We start from the raw sequence: 17,712 nt of genomic DNA on the forward strand, positions 1-17,712 counted from the left end.
ATTCTAAACAAGGCTTATCAAAAGAATGATCAGATAAATAACCTGAATAAATCACTAACCAATTAATTAAAAAACTTATGAGAAATGCAACAAAAACATGGCTTGGCACATTGCTGGCGCTTACTGTTCTTTATTCCTGTAAAAAACCGGAAATAAATCCTGAACAGCAAACCGATTTATTTGAAGGCAAGAAAAAGGAAATGGCCGTTAGCCCGCTTATTGCGGGAACCTCCTTCAGGGTGGTAGGTTATATGCCTTCATGGGCCGGAGCAGTTAACCAAATTCAGTTTAGCAAACTTACTCACATAAACTATGCTTTTGTACTGCCAAATTCAACCGGTGGATTGCAACCTGTAGAAAACCCTTCCAAATTGCAAAGCCTGGTTAGCTCCGGGCATGCCGCAGGTGTAAAAGTGCTTATAGCTGTTGGCGGATGGAATAACGGGAATGATAGTGCCTTCGAAAGCCTGGCTGCAAATTCAACCTACCGAACCAATTTCACCAATAATATGATCAGTTTTGTAAACCAGTATAACCTCGATGGGGTGGATATTGACTGGGAGTATCCGGATAATGGAAGCTCGGCCAATAACTACACACTCCTGATGCAACAGTTAAGCACAGCGATGCATAACAACGGAAAGCTGCTGACCGCAGCGGTAGTTTCTGAGAATGGCGGAAGTATCCAGAATGCTGTTTTTACCGCAGTTGATTTCCTTAACCTGATGGCTTATGATGGCGATGGCGCTAATCACTCTACCTATAATTATGCGGTAAACTCGATCAATTATTGGCAAGGTAGAGGGCTTTCTGCAGCTAAAACCACTTTAGGAGTACCTTTTTATGGCCGCTCATCTTCTTCATACCTTGATTATAAAGACATTCTTGCCCAGGGTGGAAATCCAAATTCAGATACCTTTGGCAACATTGGTTACAACGGCATTCCTACTATCAAAAATAAAACAAACCTGGCTTATGACCGTACTGGTGGAATCATGATCTGGGACCTGAACGCGGATGCTACAGGGGGCAATTCGTTACTTAGTGCCATTAACGATGCCATAATTGCCCGTGTAAACAATGGTGGATCGAGTATCCCGTATGGAACGGTAATTACCCTTAAAGGATTCAATAATAAATACGTCAACAGTCAGAACGGCACGCAAGCCATCACCTGTACAAGCACAACAGCACAGGCCTGGGAACAATTTACCGTAGTAGATGCCGGCGGCGGTAAAGTGGCTTTAAGAAGTATGGGTAAATACGTATCATCAGAAAATGGCACACAGGCCGTTACGTGTAACCGTGCCACCATCAGCGATTGGGAAAAATTCGACTGGGTGGTTGCAGCAGATGGCAAAATTGCTTTCAGGGGCAACAATGGAAAATATCTTTCAAGCGAAAATGGTACACAAGCCATGACTTGTACCCGTGCTACTGCTTCAGGCTGGGAGTACTTTTCTAAAAACTAATGATAGAGCAGGCTAAACTTAACGGCTTTCTATCTAATCGTAAATTCATGCGGAATCATTCGGTTCTGCATGAATAATTTCGAAAAATCCACATTAATTTATTATTATCCGTTTATTAATCTGGCTCAGAACGCCCTATAATTGGCTCTTTTATACCTCATAAATACAGATTTGGTTCTATAGCTTTGATAAGAAAATAACACAAAGCCATGAAAACAATATTTGATGAAACTGTTCGGATACAATTGATTGACCGGATTGAGACCCTTAATAAAAATAGTGTTGCTCTATGGGGAAAGATGAACGTTTACCAGATGTTGAAACACTGTAGGGTATACGAAGAAATGATGTTGGGCAAAAATAAATATCAACGTGTATTTTTAGGCAGGCTGTTCGGAAAAATGGCACTCAAAGAATTTACACAGGATGATAGTCCGATCAAACAGAAAACGCCCACCCTTAGCCAGCTTAAGATCAAAGAAAAAAGCGGTGATATAGAAAGCGAAAGAAAAAAATGGATTGCCTTGCTGAATGAATATGCAAATCCTCAGGAGCATGAAATTGTACATTCTTTTTTTGGTAAACTAAACCAAGAGCAGGTTGGTCAACTGGTTTATAAACATACCGACCATCATCTCCGCCAGTTTAATGCTTAGAAAAAAAATGTTAGGAATACTTTTATTTTCTGAAAGCCAGATTCCTTTTAATACGGCTCAGTGTTTCGGGTGCAATACCGAGATAAGATGCAATGAGGTTCTGTGGGATGCGTTCGATAATCTGCGGATTGGATTCAACAAGTAAAAGGTACTTTTCTTCGGCGGTATGCGTAATAGAACTCATCAATCTCCGCTCTTTGGTAACTAAACTATTTTGGTAAAGTATGCGGAAATAGCGGTCCATAATGGGCACAGCAAGGGTTAACGCATCATAATCTGCCCGCGAAATTATCAACAGTTCCGAATCTTCTATTGCATCAATATTAAATAGTGCCGCTTCGCCTGATAAAAAGCTGTTGAAATCAGATAACCACCAGCCTTCCCATCCAAAAATACTCATGTGTTCATCGCCTTTTTCATCTACATTATAAGTGCGGAGCAGCCCTTTGCACACAAACGTAAGGTGTTGGCAAACATCTCCTGCCTGCAATAAATATTGTCGCTTCCTCAACTTTTTAGACGAAAAAAAGGTTGATATGGTCTCCCGATCCTCATCTTTAAGAATAACTTTTTCCTCAATATGGCTGAAGAGTACATCAATCATGGGCAAACTAATCATTAGAGAAAGCAAAGATAATTTTTTCAATGAAAGAATGTCTATCGTTTGGCGCTTGATCCAGATCAAGTGTATTATTTGATCGAAGTCAAGCAGGTGCTGCCTTGGCAGTGGTAATTTTGTAAAAAAATAGTATATCATGAATAAAATAGCATTAGTTGTTGGCGCAAGCGGTATTACTGGAAGTAATCTGGCCGAAAGCCTGATTGCAAAAGGCTGGGAAACCTACGGCCTGGCCCGCACACCAAACATAGAAATTGAGAAACTTAAACCTGTTGCAGCAGATCTTTTAGATATCACCAGTCTTAAATCTGCCTTAGCAGATATCTCCCCAACCCATGTTTACATCACCACCTGGATGCGCAACGACACCGAAGCCGAAAACATCAGGGTAAACAGTTTGATGGTGCGTAACCTCCTTAATGTGCTGTCAGAAAAGGGTTCAGTTCTGCATGTGGCATTGGTAACCGGATTAAAACATTACCTCGGTCCATTTGAAGCTTACGCTAAAGAAGGTTTTTTGCCCGAAACTCCCTTAAGAGAAGAACATCCCAGGCTAGATATTGAGAACTTTTATTATGCACAGGAAGACGAAGTATATGCCGCAGCAGCACGCGATGGTTTTACCTGGAGCATCCACAGGCCACATACGGTTATTGGTAAGGCAGTTGGCAATGCCATGAATTTAGGAACTACATTGGCCGTGTATGCCTCTATCTGTAAGGAAACAGGCCGTCCGTTTAAATGGCCGGGTTCAGCTGCACAATGGAACGGCCTATCTGATGTTACCGATGCAAGGATATTGGCCGAACACCTGATATGGGCATCTACTACCGATGTTGCCCGTAACGAGGCTTTCAATGTGGTTAACGGAGATGTATTCCGCTGGAGCAGGTTGTGGAAACGTATAGCAGCCTATTTCGATATAGAAGCTGAAGGATACAATAATAAAATACAACCTTTGGAGCTAGAAATGGCTAACGATTCTGATATCTGGAAACAGATTGCGGAGAAATATCACTTAAAAGAAACAGACTTGAGCCGTTTGGCATCAGCCTGGCATACCGACCTCGATTTGGGGAGACCAATTGAAGTGATGACCGATATGTCGAAAAGTAGAAAACTAGGCTTCACTGTTTTTCAAGATACGGAGGAATCATTTTTTGACTTATTTAAAAAACTAAGTGCAGTGAAATTGATTCCTTAAATACTATCACTAAGGTGTAAGTGAAAAATGCATAAATCGATCATATTGATTGATTTATGTATCACCATCATATACAGAATTATTGAATAGAATGCAAAAAACAGCAATAAAAACCAAAGAAGACTAATTAGAGCTACAAAAATTAGGGTGGTTTCACGCTATATAACGAATGTTAAGATGGTTAACTTTAGTGTAACCAATCTAAAAAAACCAAACATCGTTATGAATTATTTTTATCTAAACCCCAGAAAAGAGCAAACGCTTTTTATTGAGGACAAAGCAGACCGCGATTCGGTAATTAAAAATATTGTCGACCTAAGAAAGTCGCTCTCCTCCAAAGATGGAATCCCTGAAAAAAAATTGACTGGAAACCTCATATTAGGAACCTGGAATATCAGAGAGTTTGGCAATACCAAGTATAATGGCAGAATGCGTGAGTCGCTATACTATATTGCAGAGGTTATTTCCCGGTTCGATTTGATCGCCATTCAGGAAGTACGTGATGATTTGACAGATTTTAACAATATCTGTAAAATACTGGGTAACGACTGGGGAAGCTTTATCAGTCTGGTAACCGATGGCGTTTCGGGTAACCGCGAAAGAATGGCCTTCCTTTATGATAAACGCACCGTTTCGTTTAAGAACGTAGCCGGACAGATTATTCTTCCGGGCGAAAGCTATAAAAATGCATTTGCAAGGGCACCTTACATGATACGTTTTCAGTCAGGATGGCTAAAATTCGATATCTGTACGGTTCATATCTATTACGGAAAAGCCTCAAAAACTTCAGATGAATACAAAAGAAGGGTAACAGAAATCGAAAACTTAACCGGGTTTCTGAAAAAAAATTATGTAGAGAAAGAACGTTCAAATAACCTGTTCGTACTTGGCGATTTCAATATTGAGGATACACTGAGTGATACCTACAAGGCAGCAACATCCTCCTCATTTAAGATTCCTGATGCGATACTCAAGAATAAACTTGCGGGCAGTAATGTAAAGCAGGATAAAATTTACGATCAGATCTTATACTATAATAAATTCAACGACATCACCTTTAAGAATGCAGGAATTTTTGACTTCTACAAAACGGTTTTCAATAATTTTGATAATTAAAAAGATCGGATCGCAAAACATATCAGCGCTCCGGTTATAACCGATAAAGAATTTAATGATTTCAAAACCTATCAAATGAGCGATCACCTGCCATTGTGGGTCGAAATGAATACCGATCATGCAGAGGATTATCTGGGCATGATCATCAATAAGCAAGCTGATAAATAATATACTTGTCTGTCATGATACATTATACTGATATGAATTTGGTCTTAGCTTAAAGCTAATACCAGTTTAGTTTAAGCAGGAGAATGTTGGCAGTTGGAATAAATAAGCTAAACAAACCATTTTGTTATGGCCCCGTTGTTCTTATCTTTGTAGACAATTCGGTATATCCTACCTTATCCATGTTATAGAAAAACATTAAACTAATTAAATCACATATCTTATAATGTCTGACGAAAAAATAATCTTTTCAATGGCTGGTGTAAATAAAATTTACCCGCCACAAAAACAGGTTTTAAAAAATATTTACCTTTCTTTCTTTTACGGAGCCAAAATCGGGGTAATCGGTTTAAACGGTTCTGGTAAGTCGTCCCTTTTAAAAATTATTGCCGGTTTAGATAAATCTTATCAGGGCGAGGTGGTTTTTTCACCGGGTTACTCTGTTGGTTATCTGGCACAGGAGCCGATCCTGGATCCTGAAAAAACCGTACGCGAAGTTGTGGAAGAAGGCGTTGCCGAAGTAACCGCCATTTTAAAAGAGTACGAAGAAGTGAATGAAGCTTTTGGCTTAGAAGAAAACTATTCTGATGCTGATAAGATGGATAAGTTAATGGCCAGACAGGGCGAACTTCAGGATAAAATTGATGCTTTAGGTGCCTGGGAAATCGATTCGAAATTAGAAAGAGCAATGGATGCCTTGCGTTGTCCTGATCCTGAAACTAAAATCGGAGTATTATCAGGTGGTGAGCGCCGCCGTGTGGCCATGTGCCGTTTATTGCTTCAACACCCTGATGTATTGTTACTGGATGAGCCTACCAACCACCTGGATGCCGAAAGTATCGATTGGTTAGAGCAGTTCTTACAAAATTATGAAGGTACTGTTATCGCTGTTACCCACGATAGGTACTTCCTGGATAACGTTGCGGGATGGATTTTAGAGTTAGACCGTGGTGAAGGTATTCCATGGAAAGGAAATTACAGCAGCTGGTTAGATCAAAAAGCAAAACGTTTATCTCAGGAAGAGAAAACCGAGAGCAAACGCCAGAAAACTTTAGAGCGTGAGTTAGAATGGGTACGCATGGCCCCAAAAGCACGTCACGCAAAATCTAAAGCACGTTTAGCCAACTATGATAAATTAGCCTCAGAAGATGGCAGAGAAAGGGAAGATAAATTAGAACTTTTCATTCCTGCCGGACCGCGCTTGGGTAATGTTGTCATCGAAGCAACGAATGTAACCAAAGCTTATGGCGACAAAATATTATTCGATAATTTAAACTTTTCATTACCTCCGGCAGGTATTGTGGGTATCATCGGACCAAATGGTGCGGGTAAAACCACTTTATTCCGTTTAATTACCGGACAGGAAGAGGCAGATGCAGGTACTTTCCGCGTTGGTGAAACCGTAGAACTGGGTTATGTGGATCAGATGCACAATGACCTGGATGCCGATAAAACGGTGTACGAAAATATTACCGATGGTTTAGATAATATACAATTGGGTACTAAAGCGGTTAACGGACGTGCTTATGTATCGAAATTCAACTTCAATGGCGGCGATCAGCAGAAAAAAGTAGGCATTTTATCTGGCGGAGAGCGTAACCGTGTACACCTGGCCATCACGTTGAAAAAAGGTGCAAACGTATTGTTACTGGATGAGCCTACCAACGATATCGATGTAAATACATTACGTGCATTGGAAGAGGCTTTAGAAAACTTTGGCGGTTGCGCGGTGGTAATCAGTCACGACAGGTGGTTCTTAGATAGGATCTGTACGCACATCCTTGCTTTCGAAGGCAACTCTGAAGTTTATTTCTTTGAAGGTAACTACTCAGATTATGAGGAAAACCGTAAAAAACGTTTGGGTGATGTTACGCCGAAACGCATCCGGTATAAAAAACTAGATTAATACAAAGTCCCGATAAAAATCGGGACTTTTTTGTTTGAGAGACATTATTTGAATTACTTTAAAGTTATCGTCATTCCCGCGCAGGCGGGGATCTTAATGCTTCTTGTATTACGATCCCGGATTAATTCGGGATGACGATCTTTAATAAACTTGTCCAGGCTGTACAAATTGTGCAGGTCTTTGGTTTTCTTTCGCTTTGCGTTTTCCCCTGAAAAAGAAATACAGATTGATGAACAGCATAATCCCTAAGTAAATGGCAAAACCACCTATTTTAGAACTTAGTGCCTCAACTAAACTGCGGTAATCGTTTGCGCCGATCGTAATCTTCATAATCAACAGTGCGAAACCGATATTGAGCAGGTAAAAGCCCGTTTCGAAAAGTTTGTTAGTCGCATTCGCGATTTCTTCCCTCCCTTTAAAAATATCAAGCATATATATCTTACTGTTTTTGAACAGCGTTTTTGAAACATAAAAAGTCAGAAAAAGTGCAATTGGTAAATAAACTGCATAGCCGATTAAAATTTTTGTCGTTTCCATAATGAAAAGTTTAAGGTGTTATTTTATTAATTTATGTATGGTATTGGTAAGCAAATAGATATTTAAATAATGAAGAACAGACAGGATGCACACAATGGTGGCCACTTTCACCGCCATTACTTCTATAAGCTGCTGCGATGAAAGGATCGTCTCCCAGCCTACCAACGTCATGGCGCAATAGCCAATATTAACCAGGTAATAAGAAACCAAAAGCGATTTATTAATCTGCTGACAGAGATCCAAGTGATCTGGAATGAGTTCGGCAACAAAAATATTTCCGTTCCGGTAACATATCTTCCCTACCACAACGATGATGAAAACGATAACCGTTATAAAGATGGCATATCCGAGTATATTGTAATCCATAACCAAATATTTTAATTATACAACTTTCAGGAAAAAATGAAAATATAGATTAAAAAAATAAGCCTCTTTTAAAGCATTTTGTAAATCTTTCTATTTCAATTCCCTTTCACGATGTAAAAGTAAATAAAACTTATTAAACTTTCAAATATTATTGAAAATTCACAAAATAAAAATAGTTTTCGTTATTTTGAGTGTTGTCTGGAACCATGATTGATCAGCGAAGTTAAATTTATCGATGCAGATCTCTCCACTCCGCGTTGCTTCGGTTAAAATGACGACGACGTTTCTATTCATAGAAAACACAAAATCTTTTTGCAGCATTCTAACCAATGAACTATTGGCTAATGAACCAATGAAATTTCAGCCACATATTCTCAGAAAACATGGAATACCTCATGCGTTTGTCACCCTGAGCGGATTCGAAGGGTCTTATAATGATTTTTATTCACTGAGTACTTATGCACCACGCTAACCAATGAACCGATGGCTAATGAACCAATGACTAACAAACTTTCCAGCCACAGATTCTCAGAAAACACGGAATACCTCATGCGTTTGTCACCCTGAGGGATAATTTATTTTATAAAAATCAATATAAATAACAGAAGAATCTTGGCGCAATGATAGGCCGCCAAATCCGTCATTGCGAGAAGGCTTTTTCAGCCGACAAAGCAATCTTTCTAACAAGGATCGCTAGCAGTAAAGATTGCTTCGTCGTTTCTCCTCGCAATGACGACCTTTCTAAATCTGTTAATGGTAGCGGAGTCGAAGGGCATTAATAATGATTTTATATTCACTGAGTACTTTTGCACCACGCTAACCAATGAACCAATGGCTAATGAACCAATGAACGTCTAATGCCTGTTTTTCAGAGCTTTTTTTATCGCCGCATCCGTTACCCCTTGCATAATCTTATAGCCGGCAAGGTTGGGGTGAACGCCGTCAACTGTTAATTCCGGTCGCTGGCCCTTACGTTCATCAACCAATGGCGTCCAATAATCCAGCACGGTATAATTTTTCTCTTTTGCATAAGCAGCAATCATTTCATTCAGGGAAACAATAATTTCAGCCGGTTCAATACTTTTATTCCATGGATATTGGTAAACAGGTAAATACTTACACAGTATTACTTTAATGTGGTGTAAGCGGGCCAGTTCTGCCATCGATTTGATGTTGTTCATAATCTTTTCGTTGGTTACGTGACCGGTATTTCCCGAAATATCGTTACTTCCCGCTAAAATAATCACCACCTTTGGTTTAAGGTTAATCACATCCTGCCTGAAGCGGATCAGCAACTGCGGAGAAATTTGTCCGCTTATTCCCCTATCCAGGTAAGGGTTGTTATTAAAATATTCAGGATCTTTCTGTTTCCAGAATTCAAAAATCGAACTCCCTAAAAATACCACCCGCTTTTCTTTTCGGTTTGGTGGTGGCAAAAGTTCGTTCTCTTTCTGGTATTTCGTAAGGGCCGCCCAATCATCGGCAAAGTTTTCTTTTTGAGGTTTATTGCTTAACGAATCTGTTTTCTGAGCCTGGCCGAACAAACTGACTGTAGAAATCAGCAAAATAAAAAATAAGAATTTACTTTTCATGGGATATATAATAGGTAAACGAGCGAAACGCTAAACTAAATAATCTGGGTTTAATTATTTTATTCGTCGGCATTAAAGTTACCATTCGTTTTACCTTTTCTGTTTCCAAACTGGCTCAGGTTATAACTCAATGTAGCCTGTACAAAACGGCTGATAAACCTTGTCCTGTTTTCGGAAATGGAGTTATTGGTAATACTCGTACTAAAAAGTGCGCCCTGATTAAATAAATCGTTCGCCTGGACCGAGAATAGGAGTTTGTTACCTTTAAGGAATGAGGTATTTATTCCCATATTTACCAATAAAGGATTGCCGGCATATAAACTATAACCAAAATTCAAACTTTTAGAGGCCGATGCATTTACCCGGAAATGCTTACCGGGGATCCAGCTGGCACTTCCGCTCAAAGCCACAACCTGCACATTTTTAATATTCTGGTTCATTACCGAATAGGTATTTGAACTGAAACTGTATGATGCACTGGTATTAAAAGAATATTTTTTCTGATTAAGGTTAAACCTAAATCCATTCGAAACGTTAATACCGCTACTCCTGTTCAATACATTATCGGTATAAAAAACATTGTGGCTGTAAGCAATATTCCCGTTTATAGATAAGGACAGTTTATTATCAAGCATCCTTTTGTTGAAAGAATAATTTCCACCTACATTATAAATACCATTCACATTTTCGTAGGTGGTTTGTTGCTTTAAACTGTTCAGCGTATCACGAAGGAAAACCGTATTGCTTACCACGCTGTTGATAGCGAAAGTTCCCGATAAGCCGGCCATAATACTTAAGCCAGATTTCGTACTAAATTTATTAAAACTCAGATCAGCAGTATGGCTCGATGTGGCTTTCAGGTCGGGGTTACCAATAATCAGGTTCTGCACATCATTATTATTCCTAACCGGCTGCAGTTTGTTAAAATCGGGAGAATTGGTATAACCATTATAGCCAAAACTCAGGTTTCCATTGTCTTTAATCTGATAGCTTAAATTGGCTGAAGGGGAAAAATTCAGCTGATAATTTTTGAGTTCCTGCCCGGTGTTCTGGTATTTACCGATGATGATGCTCGGCGAAAAATTAAGCCCAAAATTATAACTGATCCGGTTGCTATTGGTATTAAAACCGATGCTGATGTTCTGGTTAATGAAATTAGATACATAATCCTGCCCTAATGAATCGACAACAAAACTATTTCCTAAAGGATTAGTAACCGATGTAGTTTGCAGGTTCCGGCTCCTGCTTACCGAAAAACGGTATGAAAAATTTATAAAACTGTAGCCGGTACTGTCGTTTGCTTTGTTTAAAGAGTTGGAAAACTGGATATTTCCGCCAAAGTTAGAATTTGATGTATTGTTATCTACCAAACGGTTTAATAACGAATCTTTAACCAGTACATTGGTGGTTTCGTTATAATAACGGATAATATCATTAATGGTACTGTTGCTATTTCCTCCACTGCTGCCAAAATTGAAACCCATGGATAGCGAACGTTTGTTATTGGCTAAACGCCTCGACCAGTTTATGCTTCCATTAAGATTTGGATTACTATTTCGGGAACCTGAATTGGAAATAAGATCCTGCTTGATGTAGCCTGTTTTATTGGAGGTAGAAAAAGCATCATTCCGGGTATTAGCCAAAGAGCCAGCCAGCGAAGCATTAAAATAATTCTTTTTTGTAGCGCCATTTAAACCCAGATTAATGTTGTTGTTTAAAGAGTTGGATTTATTGGCGCTTTCCCTTAAATCGTAAATGGTTCCCTGCGGGTTAAAAGTTTCGAGGTAATTGCTCTGGATGGATTTATTGGTGCCGCTGCTAAAATTATAACTCCCGTTAACGCTAATTTCTTTTGAAAGTTTATCCCTGATATTACCGTTCAACGCGCCATTATTCATTTCGCTAAACTCATTATTAGTAATGCCATAGCGACCGCCAAAACCAATCTGCTTTGTTTTTTTCCATATACTGCCGTTGGTTCCCAGGTTATGCGCGTTATTCGTAGCAGAATTTAAATTTACCCCTCCAAAAATGCCTTTATCCATCCCAGGCTTGGTAACCAGGTTCAACATTTTTTGTGGGGTACCGATTTTTATCCCGGTAAAATTAGCTTCATCACCATAATCATCAATTACCTGTAGTTTGGCAATAATATCTGCTGGTAACTGCCTGATGTAATCTTCTACATTACTGGTAAAAAAATCTTCACCGTTTACCCGCAGCTTGGTCATTTTTTTTCCCATTGCCGTAACAGCACCTTTTTCATCAACCTCGATGCCCTGTAACTGCTTTAAAAGATCTTCTACCTTGTCGTTATCCCTAATGGTATAGGCCCCTGCATTGTATTCGATGGTATCTTTTTTGATTTTAATGGGATCAACCTTTACTTTAACCTCTACATCTTCGAGGCGGATGCTTTCCGTTTTGAGCATAATCGGATCCAGATCTGAACTTTTTTTGGAAGATTCGATTTCGTAAAGTGATGCATAAGGTTTATAACCCAATGCCGTAATTCTTAGGTAGAATTTGTTGTGGCCTACTTTTGAAAATGTAAAACCGCCCTTCGAATCTGAATTAGTCCGGAGGGTATCTTTATCGGTAATCAATCGGATACTTACCCCCTCAATGGGCTTTTTTAAAGAATCGATTACCTGGCCGCTTATTTTAAACTGAGACTGAGCGAGAGCGTTAAAGGAGAAAGTGATCAGTATAAAAAATAATAAAAAGCATAAATTATTGCTTTTTCTCATCCCTCGGACCTCTTTTGTAAATTACAAGACCATTTAAAAAATTACGCAAAATCTGGTCGCCACAAGGTTTAAAATTCTCATGGTCTTCATTTCTGAAAATATCGCCCAGTTCTGCTTTGGTTACCTTAAAGCCAACCAGGTCGCAAATAGTGATAATATCTTCTGTTTTTAATGATAAGGCTACTCTTAGTTTTTTTAATATATCGTTGTTGCTCATGCTTTTTTTAATGATGGAATGACGGAATGATTGAATGACAGAATGATTGAATGATTGAATGATTGAATGATTGAATGATTAAATGATTGAATGTTTAAAGTTATTAATGAACCAAACTAACTCGCAATTTCTAATTTAAGTTTTTTTCCTTTAATTTTTTCACCGCTTAAATCTTTTAACAGTTTTTCTACTTTGCCTCTTTTAACCGCTACATAACTCGTGGTATCTTTCACTTCGATCAATCCCAGATCTTCTTTTGCTAAATTACCTTTTTGCAAAAATAAACCTACAATATCTATCTTATTAATTTTATCTTTCTTGCCATGGGCCAGGTATAAAGTTACCCAATCACTTGCTTCCGGCAATTTATATTTATCCGATAAAACTTCTTCCTCAATGTCATCAGGTAAATATTTATAATTTTCTTCGGTAGTTAAAATAGCATAAGCCGTTCCTTTGGCGTGCATCCGCGCAGTCCTGCCATTGCGGTGAATGTAAGCATCTTCGGTGTAAGGCAATTGGTAATGCACAATATGTTCCACTTCAGGAATATCGAGACCACGTGCTGCCAGATCGGTTGTAATCAAAATCCTGTGACTGCCATTTCTAAATTTTAGTAAAGCCTTTTCACGGTCGAACTGTTCCATACCGCCGTGAAAAACATCATGACCCAAACCGTTTTCAAAAAGCAGATCGCTAATGCGGTCGACAGTTTCCCTGTGATTACAAAAAACCAAAGTATTTTTACTGCCGATTTTACTCAATAACCTGAATAGATAATCCAGCTTTTCATCAGCGGGGACTATTATTTTTTTGAGCTTTAAATCTGGTTTGGCTTCGATATTCTTTGAAAAATCGACTTCAACCGGCGTTTTTATTTTCACAAAACCTGGAATTTCTTCCATTTTGGTTGCTGAGGTTAATATCCGTTGCTTTAAGGAAAGAAGTGAACCGATGATATAAGACATATCATTTTCAAAACCGAACTCGAGCGATTTATCAAATTCATCCAATACTAAAGTTTCGATAAAAGATTCGTCAAAATTCTGATGTTCCAAATGATAAGCGATCCTACCCGGCGTACCAATCAAAACTGCAGGCGGGTGGGCAAGATTATTTTTCTCTATCCTTACAGCATGGCCGCCATAACAACAGTTTACTTTAAAAGAAGTACCCATCTGCTTAAAAACCTGCTCTATTTGCAGGGCAAGCTCTCTTGAAGGAACCAATACCAAAGCCTGAACGCCTTTAACGCCAGTTTTTAAATTGGAAAGTAAAGGCAATAAAAACGCCAACGTTTTACCTGAACCCGTTGGCGCAATCAATATCACATCTTTACCGGTTTTAGCTGCATGTAAAGAAGCTTCCTGCATCTCGTTAAGTGCAGAAATATTTAATTTTTTTAAGGCATTTTCTATCATTCCGCCATAAAGGTAATCATTTCTCTTTAGGGCAAAAACGGTACCCTAAGTTAAGGTTTAAAAAACCTGTTCTGAGTTTACGAAGGGTCGAAAAATTTAATCTTTTATCTAACAACATCAGCATATTGCCACGTTTAGACATTGATGACTGCACTTTTTCATTAACGGCATCAACAGATGATAAAATCCTGTCAGCCAGTTCATCCGCAAATTTATTGGCCCTGCTATTTTGTAATAATTGAAGTTCTTGAATTAGTTCTGCTCTCATAATTAAGAATTTTTAATGAATGTACTCATATTTAACGACCCTATAAATGATTTGTTTCAATAATTTAAAGGTTGATCTGAATTATTATCACTAACTTGTTGATAACTAACTTTTTGTTAGCAAATAAACAATCTGCACTTAACATATATTTAATTTATAGCGCTTATTTTTATAAAAACCTGATTACCATTTGTCCCAAAGGGGATTCCTTTGGAATTAACCTCAAAAAACATAATGTATGACGTGGAAAAAATTTAGTGGCGAAGTTATTCAGTCTTCAATCCTTGAAGAAGTAGAAAAAGCAATTATCAGAGAAACCGAAAATGGTTTTAAACTCAAAGTTTGCATCGGAACCGACTCCCAGGTAAAAGGTGCAACAACTGATTTTGCAACCGTAATTGTATTGTTAAGAGAACATCATGGCGGTTTTATGTATATCCACCAGGAAAAAAGCACACAACAGGTAAGCATTAAAGAAAGAATGCTGATGGAAGTGCAGAAATCAATTGAAACAGCTTATTCTATCTGCGATTTGCTTGATATTTATGATGTAGCATTAGAAGTACATGCCGATATCAACACCAGCCCGTCCTTTAAATCAAACAAAGCGCTAAATGATGCCATGGGTTATATTTTAAGTATGGGTTTTATTTTTAAGGCCAAACCAGAAGCATTTGCCAGTTCAACCTGTGCGGATAAGATGGTACATTAGGATGGAGGATGGGGATTAGTCCGAAAGTCAGGGGGACCGAAGCCTAGCCTTTATTCCCAATATTATTAAGCTAAACATCAGTTGTTGTCAGTCTGAGCTTGTTGAAGACCTTTTATAGTCGAAAATAAAGATAACCTGTCCTTTGACAAACCACTATTGACAGCGCCCATTAATGCTATCGTCATTGCTGGTACGAAGCAATCTTCCCTGCTAACGCTCCATGTTAGAAAGATTGCTTCTTCAGCTGAAAAACCCTTTCTCGCAATTGACGACCTTTTGCAGACTAGCATTTGCCCAAAAAATCTGTCATTGGTACTGATTTCTATAAAATAAATTATCCCTCAGGATGACATTTTTTTTGTTTTTCTCTTTAATTGATTCTTCCCTGCACGGGAGTGACGAATTTATAGCGCCCCACACTGCAATCTTTGCGTTTCCCTTTGCAAACTTTGCGGTTAAACCCAACAAAACCGCATCTTTGTTGTTGTAGTTTAAAACAAGCATTTGAAAACTTACAGATTAGAATTTACGCAGAAACTCCCAATCGATTTAGATACTGCATGGGACTTTTTCTCTTCGCCTTTAAACCTGGCAGAAATTACCCCTAAAGACATGACTTTTGATGTTACCTCGCCAAATATGGCCAACACCAAAATGTATCCTGGTTTAATTATTACTTACAAGGTTTCTCCCCTTTTTGGAATTAAGTTAAGTTGGGTAACCGAAATTACACATGTTAAGGATAAAGAATATTTTATAGACGAGCAGCGTTTCGGTCCATTTGCTTTCTGGCACCATCAACATCATTTCGAAAAAATAGATGGAGGAGTTTTAATGCACGATACCTTACACTATAGCATAGGCTGGGGACCGATTGGCGGTATCGCAAATGCGGTAATCGTGAATAACAAAATCAATGAAATTTTTAAGTTTCGTTATCAAAAAGTTGAAGAACTTTTCGGTAAATTTTAACCTAAAGCGCTTACCATTTTTTGGTAGAAATGGTTTCAGTTTTCTTTTTGGCTTTCTCTACCCTATTGGTTGCTACATACTTTTTAAAGTCATCTGCAAATTTATCTATTTTATTATAGGCGCTGTTTACAACATCCTTCCATGCACCGGCATTAAGCTTACCCGGGTTCCGCTCTAATGGCGTACCTATTTTAGTTGTGGCAACAAAATTTCCATAACGATCGCGCTGGTATGGGATATACAGCAGATCTGTTAACCAGAACCTGTATTTTCCATTACGGGCCTCAAATACAAAACTATAGCTGATTTCTCCGCTTGGGTGCCCGGCCACTAAAATGGTTTTATCAATTACCATAGTTCCTTTGGCCAAAATAGAAGTATCGGTAATGCTCTCAGCCTTCATCGATTTTTTGTAAGCCACATTTACAAAAGATTTAGCCCTTTGCAACAAAGTATCTTTACTCAACAATTGAGAATCAACCACTTTATAGTAGATAAATTTACCGTTATCATCTTTAGAAAACTGTTTTTGCTGGGCAGAAATATCAATTGAAAAAGCGACTAAAAAAATTAGAATAATGTATTTCATCAGAATGGATTAATGTAAGAACCGAATATTTAAAGGTACTAAAAAGCCGTCCCGATTGTATACCGGAACGGCTTAATATTTGAAAATTTATTCCTTAAAAAGCGTAAACTGCTGCTAAAGAAAACTGACCAGCGTTTGGCGCAATTGCACCACTTTTATTAAAGAAAGGTTTATCGCTATTGTGGTCTAATCTTACTTCAGGGATAAAAGTTAAACCTCCCGATTTAACATTGGCTGTAAGCGTTACGGCTGTAGTAGAAGTAGCAGCGGTAGTACCATAAGCTTTTGCTTTAAAATACTCACCCCTTAAACCTATTGTAACAGCATCAGCCACTGCATACTGAGGATATAACGCAGCACCTGCATAACTTCCCTGTACCGAACTATCTTTGATATCATAATTGGCTGCATTTAAACCCAATTTAAATTTCTCTGTAATCTGATACGATGTAGTTAAATCGATAATGGTTCCGTAACCGCCATAACCCGCACCCGATAAGGCATTGATATAAGCTGTCCAGCCCTCTACAGGCGCAACCATTAACTGACCACCAATTGCCGAAACACCGCGTGTTGCACTGTAAAGGTTCCAATCGTTAAATAAACCAGCCATTAAACTTACTTTATCGCTGAATTTGTAGGTTGCTTTAATACCCGCATTCTGGAATGGACCATTTGTAAATAAGTACGAAGTAGAATAATTGAAGTTACCAACCGGCGAAATTACCTCGTAACCAATAAATGTACCCATGTAACCAGCCGTCATCGAAAATTTATCGGTAAAATCGTAGTTAACATATAAATTCTGGATATTGAATGACGAATTGTTAGCCGCAGCATCAGGAATTGACTGCGTTTGCCCCCTCGGACCAAAAGACAACTCCCCTACGAATGAGGCTTTACCTGTTTTTTTCTTCAAAGCAATATCAATCATACCCAATGAAACCGAATTATGGTCGGTTACAAAAGATGTTTTTGCATTTAATGGATTCTTGGCAAAATCATATTTAAAATACGTATCAACCGACCCTGAAATTTCAAGTGGTGATGTGGTGGTCTCTTGCGCCAGGGCGCAGCTTGCGCTGGCCATTGCGAAAATAGCAGTTAAAAGTTTCTTCATGTTTGAGCTTGATTTGAGTTTAGATATTAT

17 protein-coding genes are annotated in these 17,712 nt (G+C 38.5%); 7 read left to right on the forward strand and 10 right to left on the reverse strand.

Going from position 1 to position 17,712, the window contains the following annotated elements; all coding sequences use genetic code 11:
- Positions 1-77: 77 nt before the first annotated feature.
- Both H9L23_RS16010 and H9L23_RS16015 read left to right on the forward strand, forming a co-directional pair.
- Entirely contained in the window at positions 78-1,472 is a 1,395-nt protein-coding gene (locus H9L23_RS16010; RefSeq protein WP_187591350.1) for a glycosyl hydrolase family 18 protein, read from the forward strand.
- Between the two features lie 209 nt (positions 1,473-1,681).
- On the forward strand, positions 1,682-2,128 hold the full coding sequence (locus H9L23_RS16015; protein ID WP_187591351.1) for a DUF1569 domain-containing protein: 447 nt from the start codon (positions 1,682-1,684) through the stop codon (positions 2,126-2,128).
- A gap of 22 nt (positions 2,129-2,150) precedes the next feature.
- Here H9L23_RS16015 and H9L23_RS16020 read toward each other — a convergent pair whose 3' ends face one another.
- Entirely contained in the window at positions 2,151-2,774 is a 624-nt protein-coding gene (locus H9L23_RS16020; protein WP_246474714.1) for a Crp/Fnr family transcriptional regulator, read from the reverse strand.
- A gap of 109 nt (positions 2,775-2,883) precedes the next feature.
- Here H9L23_RS16020 and H9L23_RS16025 point away from each other — a divergent pair, with 109 nt between their 5' ends.
- From H9L23_RS16025 to ettA, 3 genes are all read left to right on the forward strand, one after another.
- Entirely contained in the window at positions 2,884-3,951 is a 1,068-nt protein-coding gene (locus H9L23_RS16025; RefSeq protein ID WP_187591352.1) for an SDR family oxidoreductase, read from the forward strand.
- 222 nt (positions 3,952-4,173) lie between these two features.
- Positions 4,174-5,067 carry an endonuclease/exonuclease/phosphatase family protein gene (locus H9L23_RS16030; RefSeq protein ID WP_187591353.1) on the forward strand — a complete coding sequence of 298 codons (894 nt, stop codon included), beginning with the start codon at positions 4,174-4,176 and terminating at the stop codon, positions 5,065-5,067.
- A 391-nt stretch (positions 5,068-5,458) separates the two neighbouring features.
- On the forward strand, positions 5,459-7,138 hold the full coding sequence (ettA, locus tag H9L23_RS16035) for an energy-dependent translational throttle protein EttA (RefSeq protein WP_025145637.1): 1,680 nt from the start codon (positions 5,459-5,461) through the stop codon (positions 7,136-7,138).
- Positions 7,139-7,279: 141 nt separating this feature from the next.
- On the opposite strand, the gene H9L23_RS16040 is transcribed toward ettA, so the two are convergent.
- From H9L23_RS16040 to H9L23_RS16070, 7 genes are all read right to left on the reverse strand, one after another.
- Entirely contained in the window at positions 7,280-7,675 is a 396-nt protein-coding gene (locus H9L23_RS16040) for a hypothetical protein (protein WP_187591354.1), read from the reverse strand.
- Positions 7,676-7,693: 18 nt separating this feature from the next.
- Complete coding sequence (locus tag H9L23_RS16045; protein WP_187591355.1) at positions 7,694-8,041, reverse strand: hypothetical protein; 348 nt, start codon at positions 8,039-8,041, stop codon at positions 7,694-7,696.
- Positions 8,042-8,895: 854 nt separating this feature from the next.
- The gene (locus tag H9L23_RS16050; protein WP_187591356.1) at positions 8,896-9,633 is read right to left on the reverse strand and encodes a GDSL-type esterase/lipase family protein; all 738 of its coding nucleotides are present in this window, start codon (positions 9,631-9,633) and stop codon (positions 8,896-8,898) included.
- Positions 9,634-9,692: 59 nt separating this feature from the next.
- Positions 9,693-12,383: an outer membrane beta-barrel protein gene (locus tag H9L23_RS16055; protein WP_187591357.1), complete on the reverse strand. Its 2,691-nt coding sequence runs from the start codon at positions 12,381-12,383 to the stop codon at positions 9,693-9,695.
- The gene (locus H9L23_RS16060; RefSeq protein WP_029274124.1) at positions 12,367-12,600 is read right to left on the reverse strand and encodes a DUF1456 family protein; all 234 of its coding nucleotides are present in this window, start codon (positions 12,598-12,600) and stop codon (positions 12,367-12,369) included. The genes H9L23_RS16055 and H9L23_RS16060 overlap by 17 nt, the downstream gene beginning before the upstream one ends.
- 116 nt (positions 12,601-12,716) lie before the next feature.
- A complete protein-coding gene (locus tag H9L23_RS16065) occupies positions 12,717-14,021 on the reverse strand; it encodes a DEAD/DEAH box helicase (RefSeq protein ID WP_187591358.1) in 1,305 nt (434 codons plus the stop codon).
- A gap of 16 nt (positions 14,022-14,037) precedes the next feature.
- Positions 14,038-14,289 (reverse strand): hypothetical protein, encoded by a 252-nt coding sequence (locus H9L23_RS16070; RefSeq protein ID WP_187591359.1) that lies wholly within the window; start codon positions 14,287-14,289, stop codon positions 14,038-14,040.
- 238 nt (positions 14,290-14,527) lie between these two features.
- On the opposite strand from H9L23_RS16070, the gene H9L23_RS16075 reads away from it, so the two are divergent.
- Together H9L23_RS16075 and H9L23_RS16080 are read left to right on the forward strand one after the other, a co-directional pair.
- Entirely contained in the window at positions 14,528-15,001 is a 474-nt protein-coding gene (locus tag H9L23_RS16075) for a ribonuclease H-like YkuK family protein (RefSeq protein ID WP_025145645.1), read from the forward strand.
- 504 nt (positions 15,002-15,505) lie between these two features.
- Positions 15,506-15,973, forward strand: a complete 468-nt coding sequence (locus H9L23_RS16080; RefSeq protein ID WP_187591360.1) for an SRPBCC family protein — start codon at positions 15,506-15,508, stop codon at positions 15,971-15,973.
- A gap of 10 nt (positions 15,974-15,983) precedes the next feature.
- On the opposite strand, the gene H9L23_RS16085 is transcribed toward H9L23_RS16080, so the two are convergent.
- Together H9L23_RS16085 and H9L23_RS16090 are read right to left on the reverse strand one after the other, a co-directional pair.
- Positions 15,984-16,562: a DUF4468 domain-containing protein gene (locus tag H9L23_RS16085; RefSeq protein WP_187591361.1), complete on the reverse strand. Its 579-nt coding sequence runs from the start codon at positions 16,560-16,562 to the stop codon at positions 15,984-15,986.
- 94 nt (positions 16,563-16,656) lie between these two features.
- On the reverse strand, positions 16,657-17,682 hold the full coding sequence (locus tag H9L23_RS16090) for a porin (RefSeq protein ID WP_187591362.1): 1,026 nt from the start codon (positions 17,680-17,682) through the stop codon (positions 16,657-16,659).
- Positions 17,683-17,712: the final 30 nt, after the last annotated feature.

This window comes from Pedobacter roseus (genome assembly GCF_014395225.1).
Taxonomy (GTDB): Bacteria; Bacteroidota; Bacteroidia; order Sphingobacteriales; family Sphingobacteriaceae; genus Pedobacter; species Pedobacter roseus.

Coding starts and splice junctions, on each gene's coding strand:
- H9L23_RS16010 (WP_187591350.1), top strand. CDS start 78: ATGAGAAATGCAACAAAAACATGGCTTGGCACATTGCTGGCGCTTACT.
- H9L23_RS16015 (WP_187591351.1), top strand. CDS start 1,682: ATGAAAACAATATTTGATGAAACTGTTCGGATACAATTGATTGACCGG.
- H9L23_RS16025 (WP_187591352.1), top strand. CDS start 2,884: ATGAATAAAATAGCATTAGTTGTTGGCGCAAGCGGTATTACTGGAAGT.
- H9L23_RS16030 (WP_187591353.1), top strand. CDS start 4,174: ATGAATTATTTTTATCTAAACCCCAGAAAAGAGCAAACGCTTTTTATT.
- ettA (WP_025145637.1), top strand. CDS start 5,459: ATGTCTGACGAAAAAATAATCTTTTCAATGGCTGGTGTAAATAAAATT.
- H9L23_RS16040 (WP_187591354.1), bottom strand. CDS start 7,675: ATGGAAACGACAAAAATTTTAATCGGCTATGCAGTTTATTTACCAATT.
- H9L23_RS16045 (WP_187591355.1), bottom strand. CDS start 8,041: ATGGATTACAATATACTCGGATATGCCATCTTTATAACGGTTATCGTT.
- H9L23_RS16050 (WP_187591356.1), bottom strand. CDS start 9,633: ATGAAAAGTAAATTCTTATTTTTTATTTTGCTGATTTCTACAGTCAGT.
- H9L23_RS16055 (WP_187591357.1), bottom strand. CDS start 12,383: ATGAGAAAAAGCAATAATTTATGCTTTTTATTATTTTTTATACTGATC.
- H9L23_RS16060 (WP_029274124.1), bottom strand. CDS start 12,600: ATGAGCAACAACGATATATTAAAAAAACTAAGAGTAGCCTTATCATTA.
- H9L23_RS16065 (WP_187591358.1), bottom strand. CDS start 14,021: ATGATAGAAAATGCCTTAAAAAAATTAAATATTTCTGCACTTAACGAG.
- H9L23_RS16070 (WP_187591359.1), bottom strand. CDS start 14,289: ATGAGAGCAGAACTAATTCAAGAACTTCAATTATTACAAAATAGCAGG.
- H9L23_RS16075 (WP_025145645.1), top strand. CDS start 14,528: ATGACGTGGAAAAAATTTAGTGGCGAAGTTATTCAGTCTTCAATCCTT.
- H9L23_RS16085 (WP_187591361.1), bottom strand. CDS start 16,562: ATGAAATACATTATTCTAATTTTTTTAGTCGCTTTTTCAATTGATATT.
- H9L23_RS16090 (WP_187591362.1), bottom strand. CDS start 17,682: ATGAAGAAACTTTTAACTGCTATTTTCGCAATGGCCAGCGCAAGCTGC.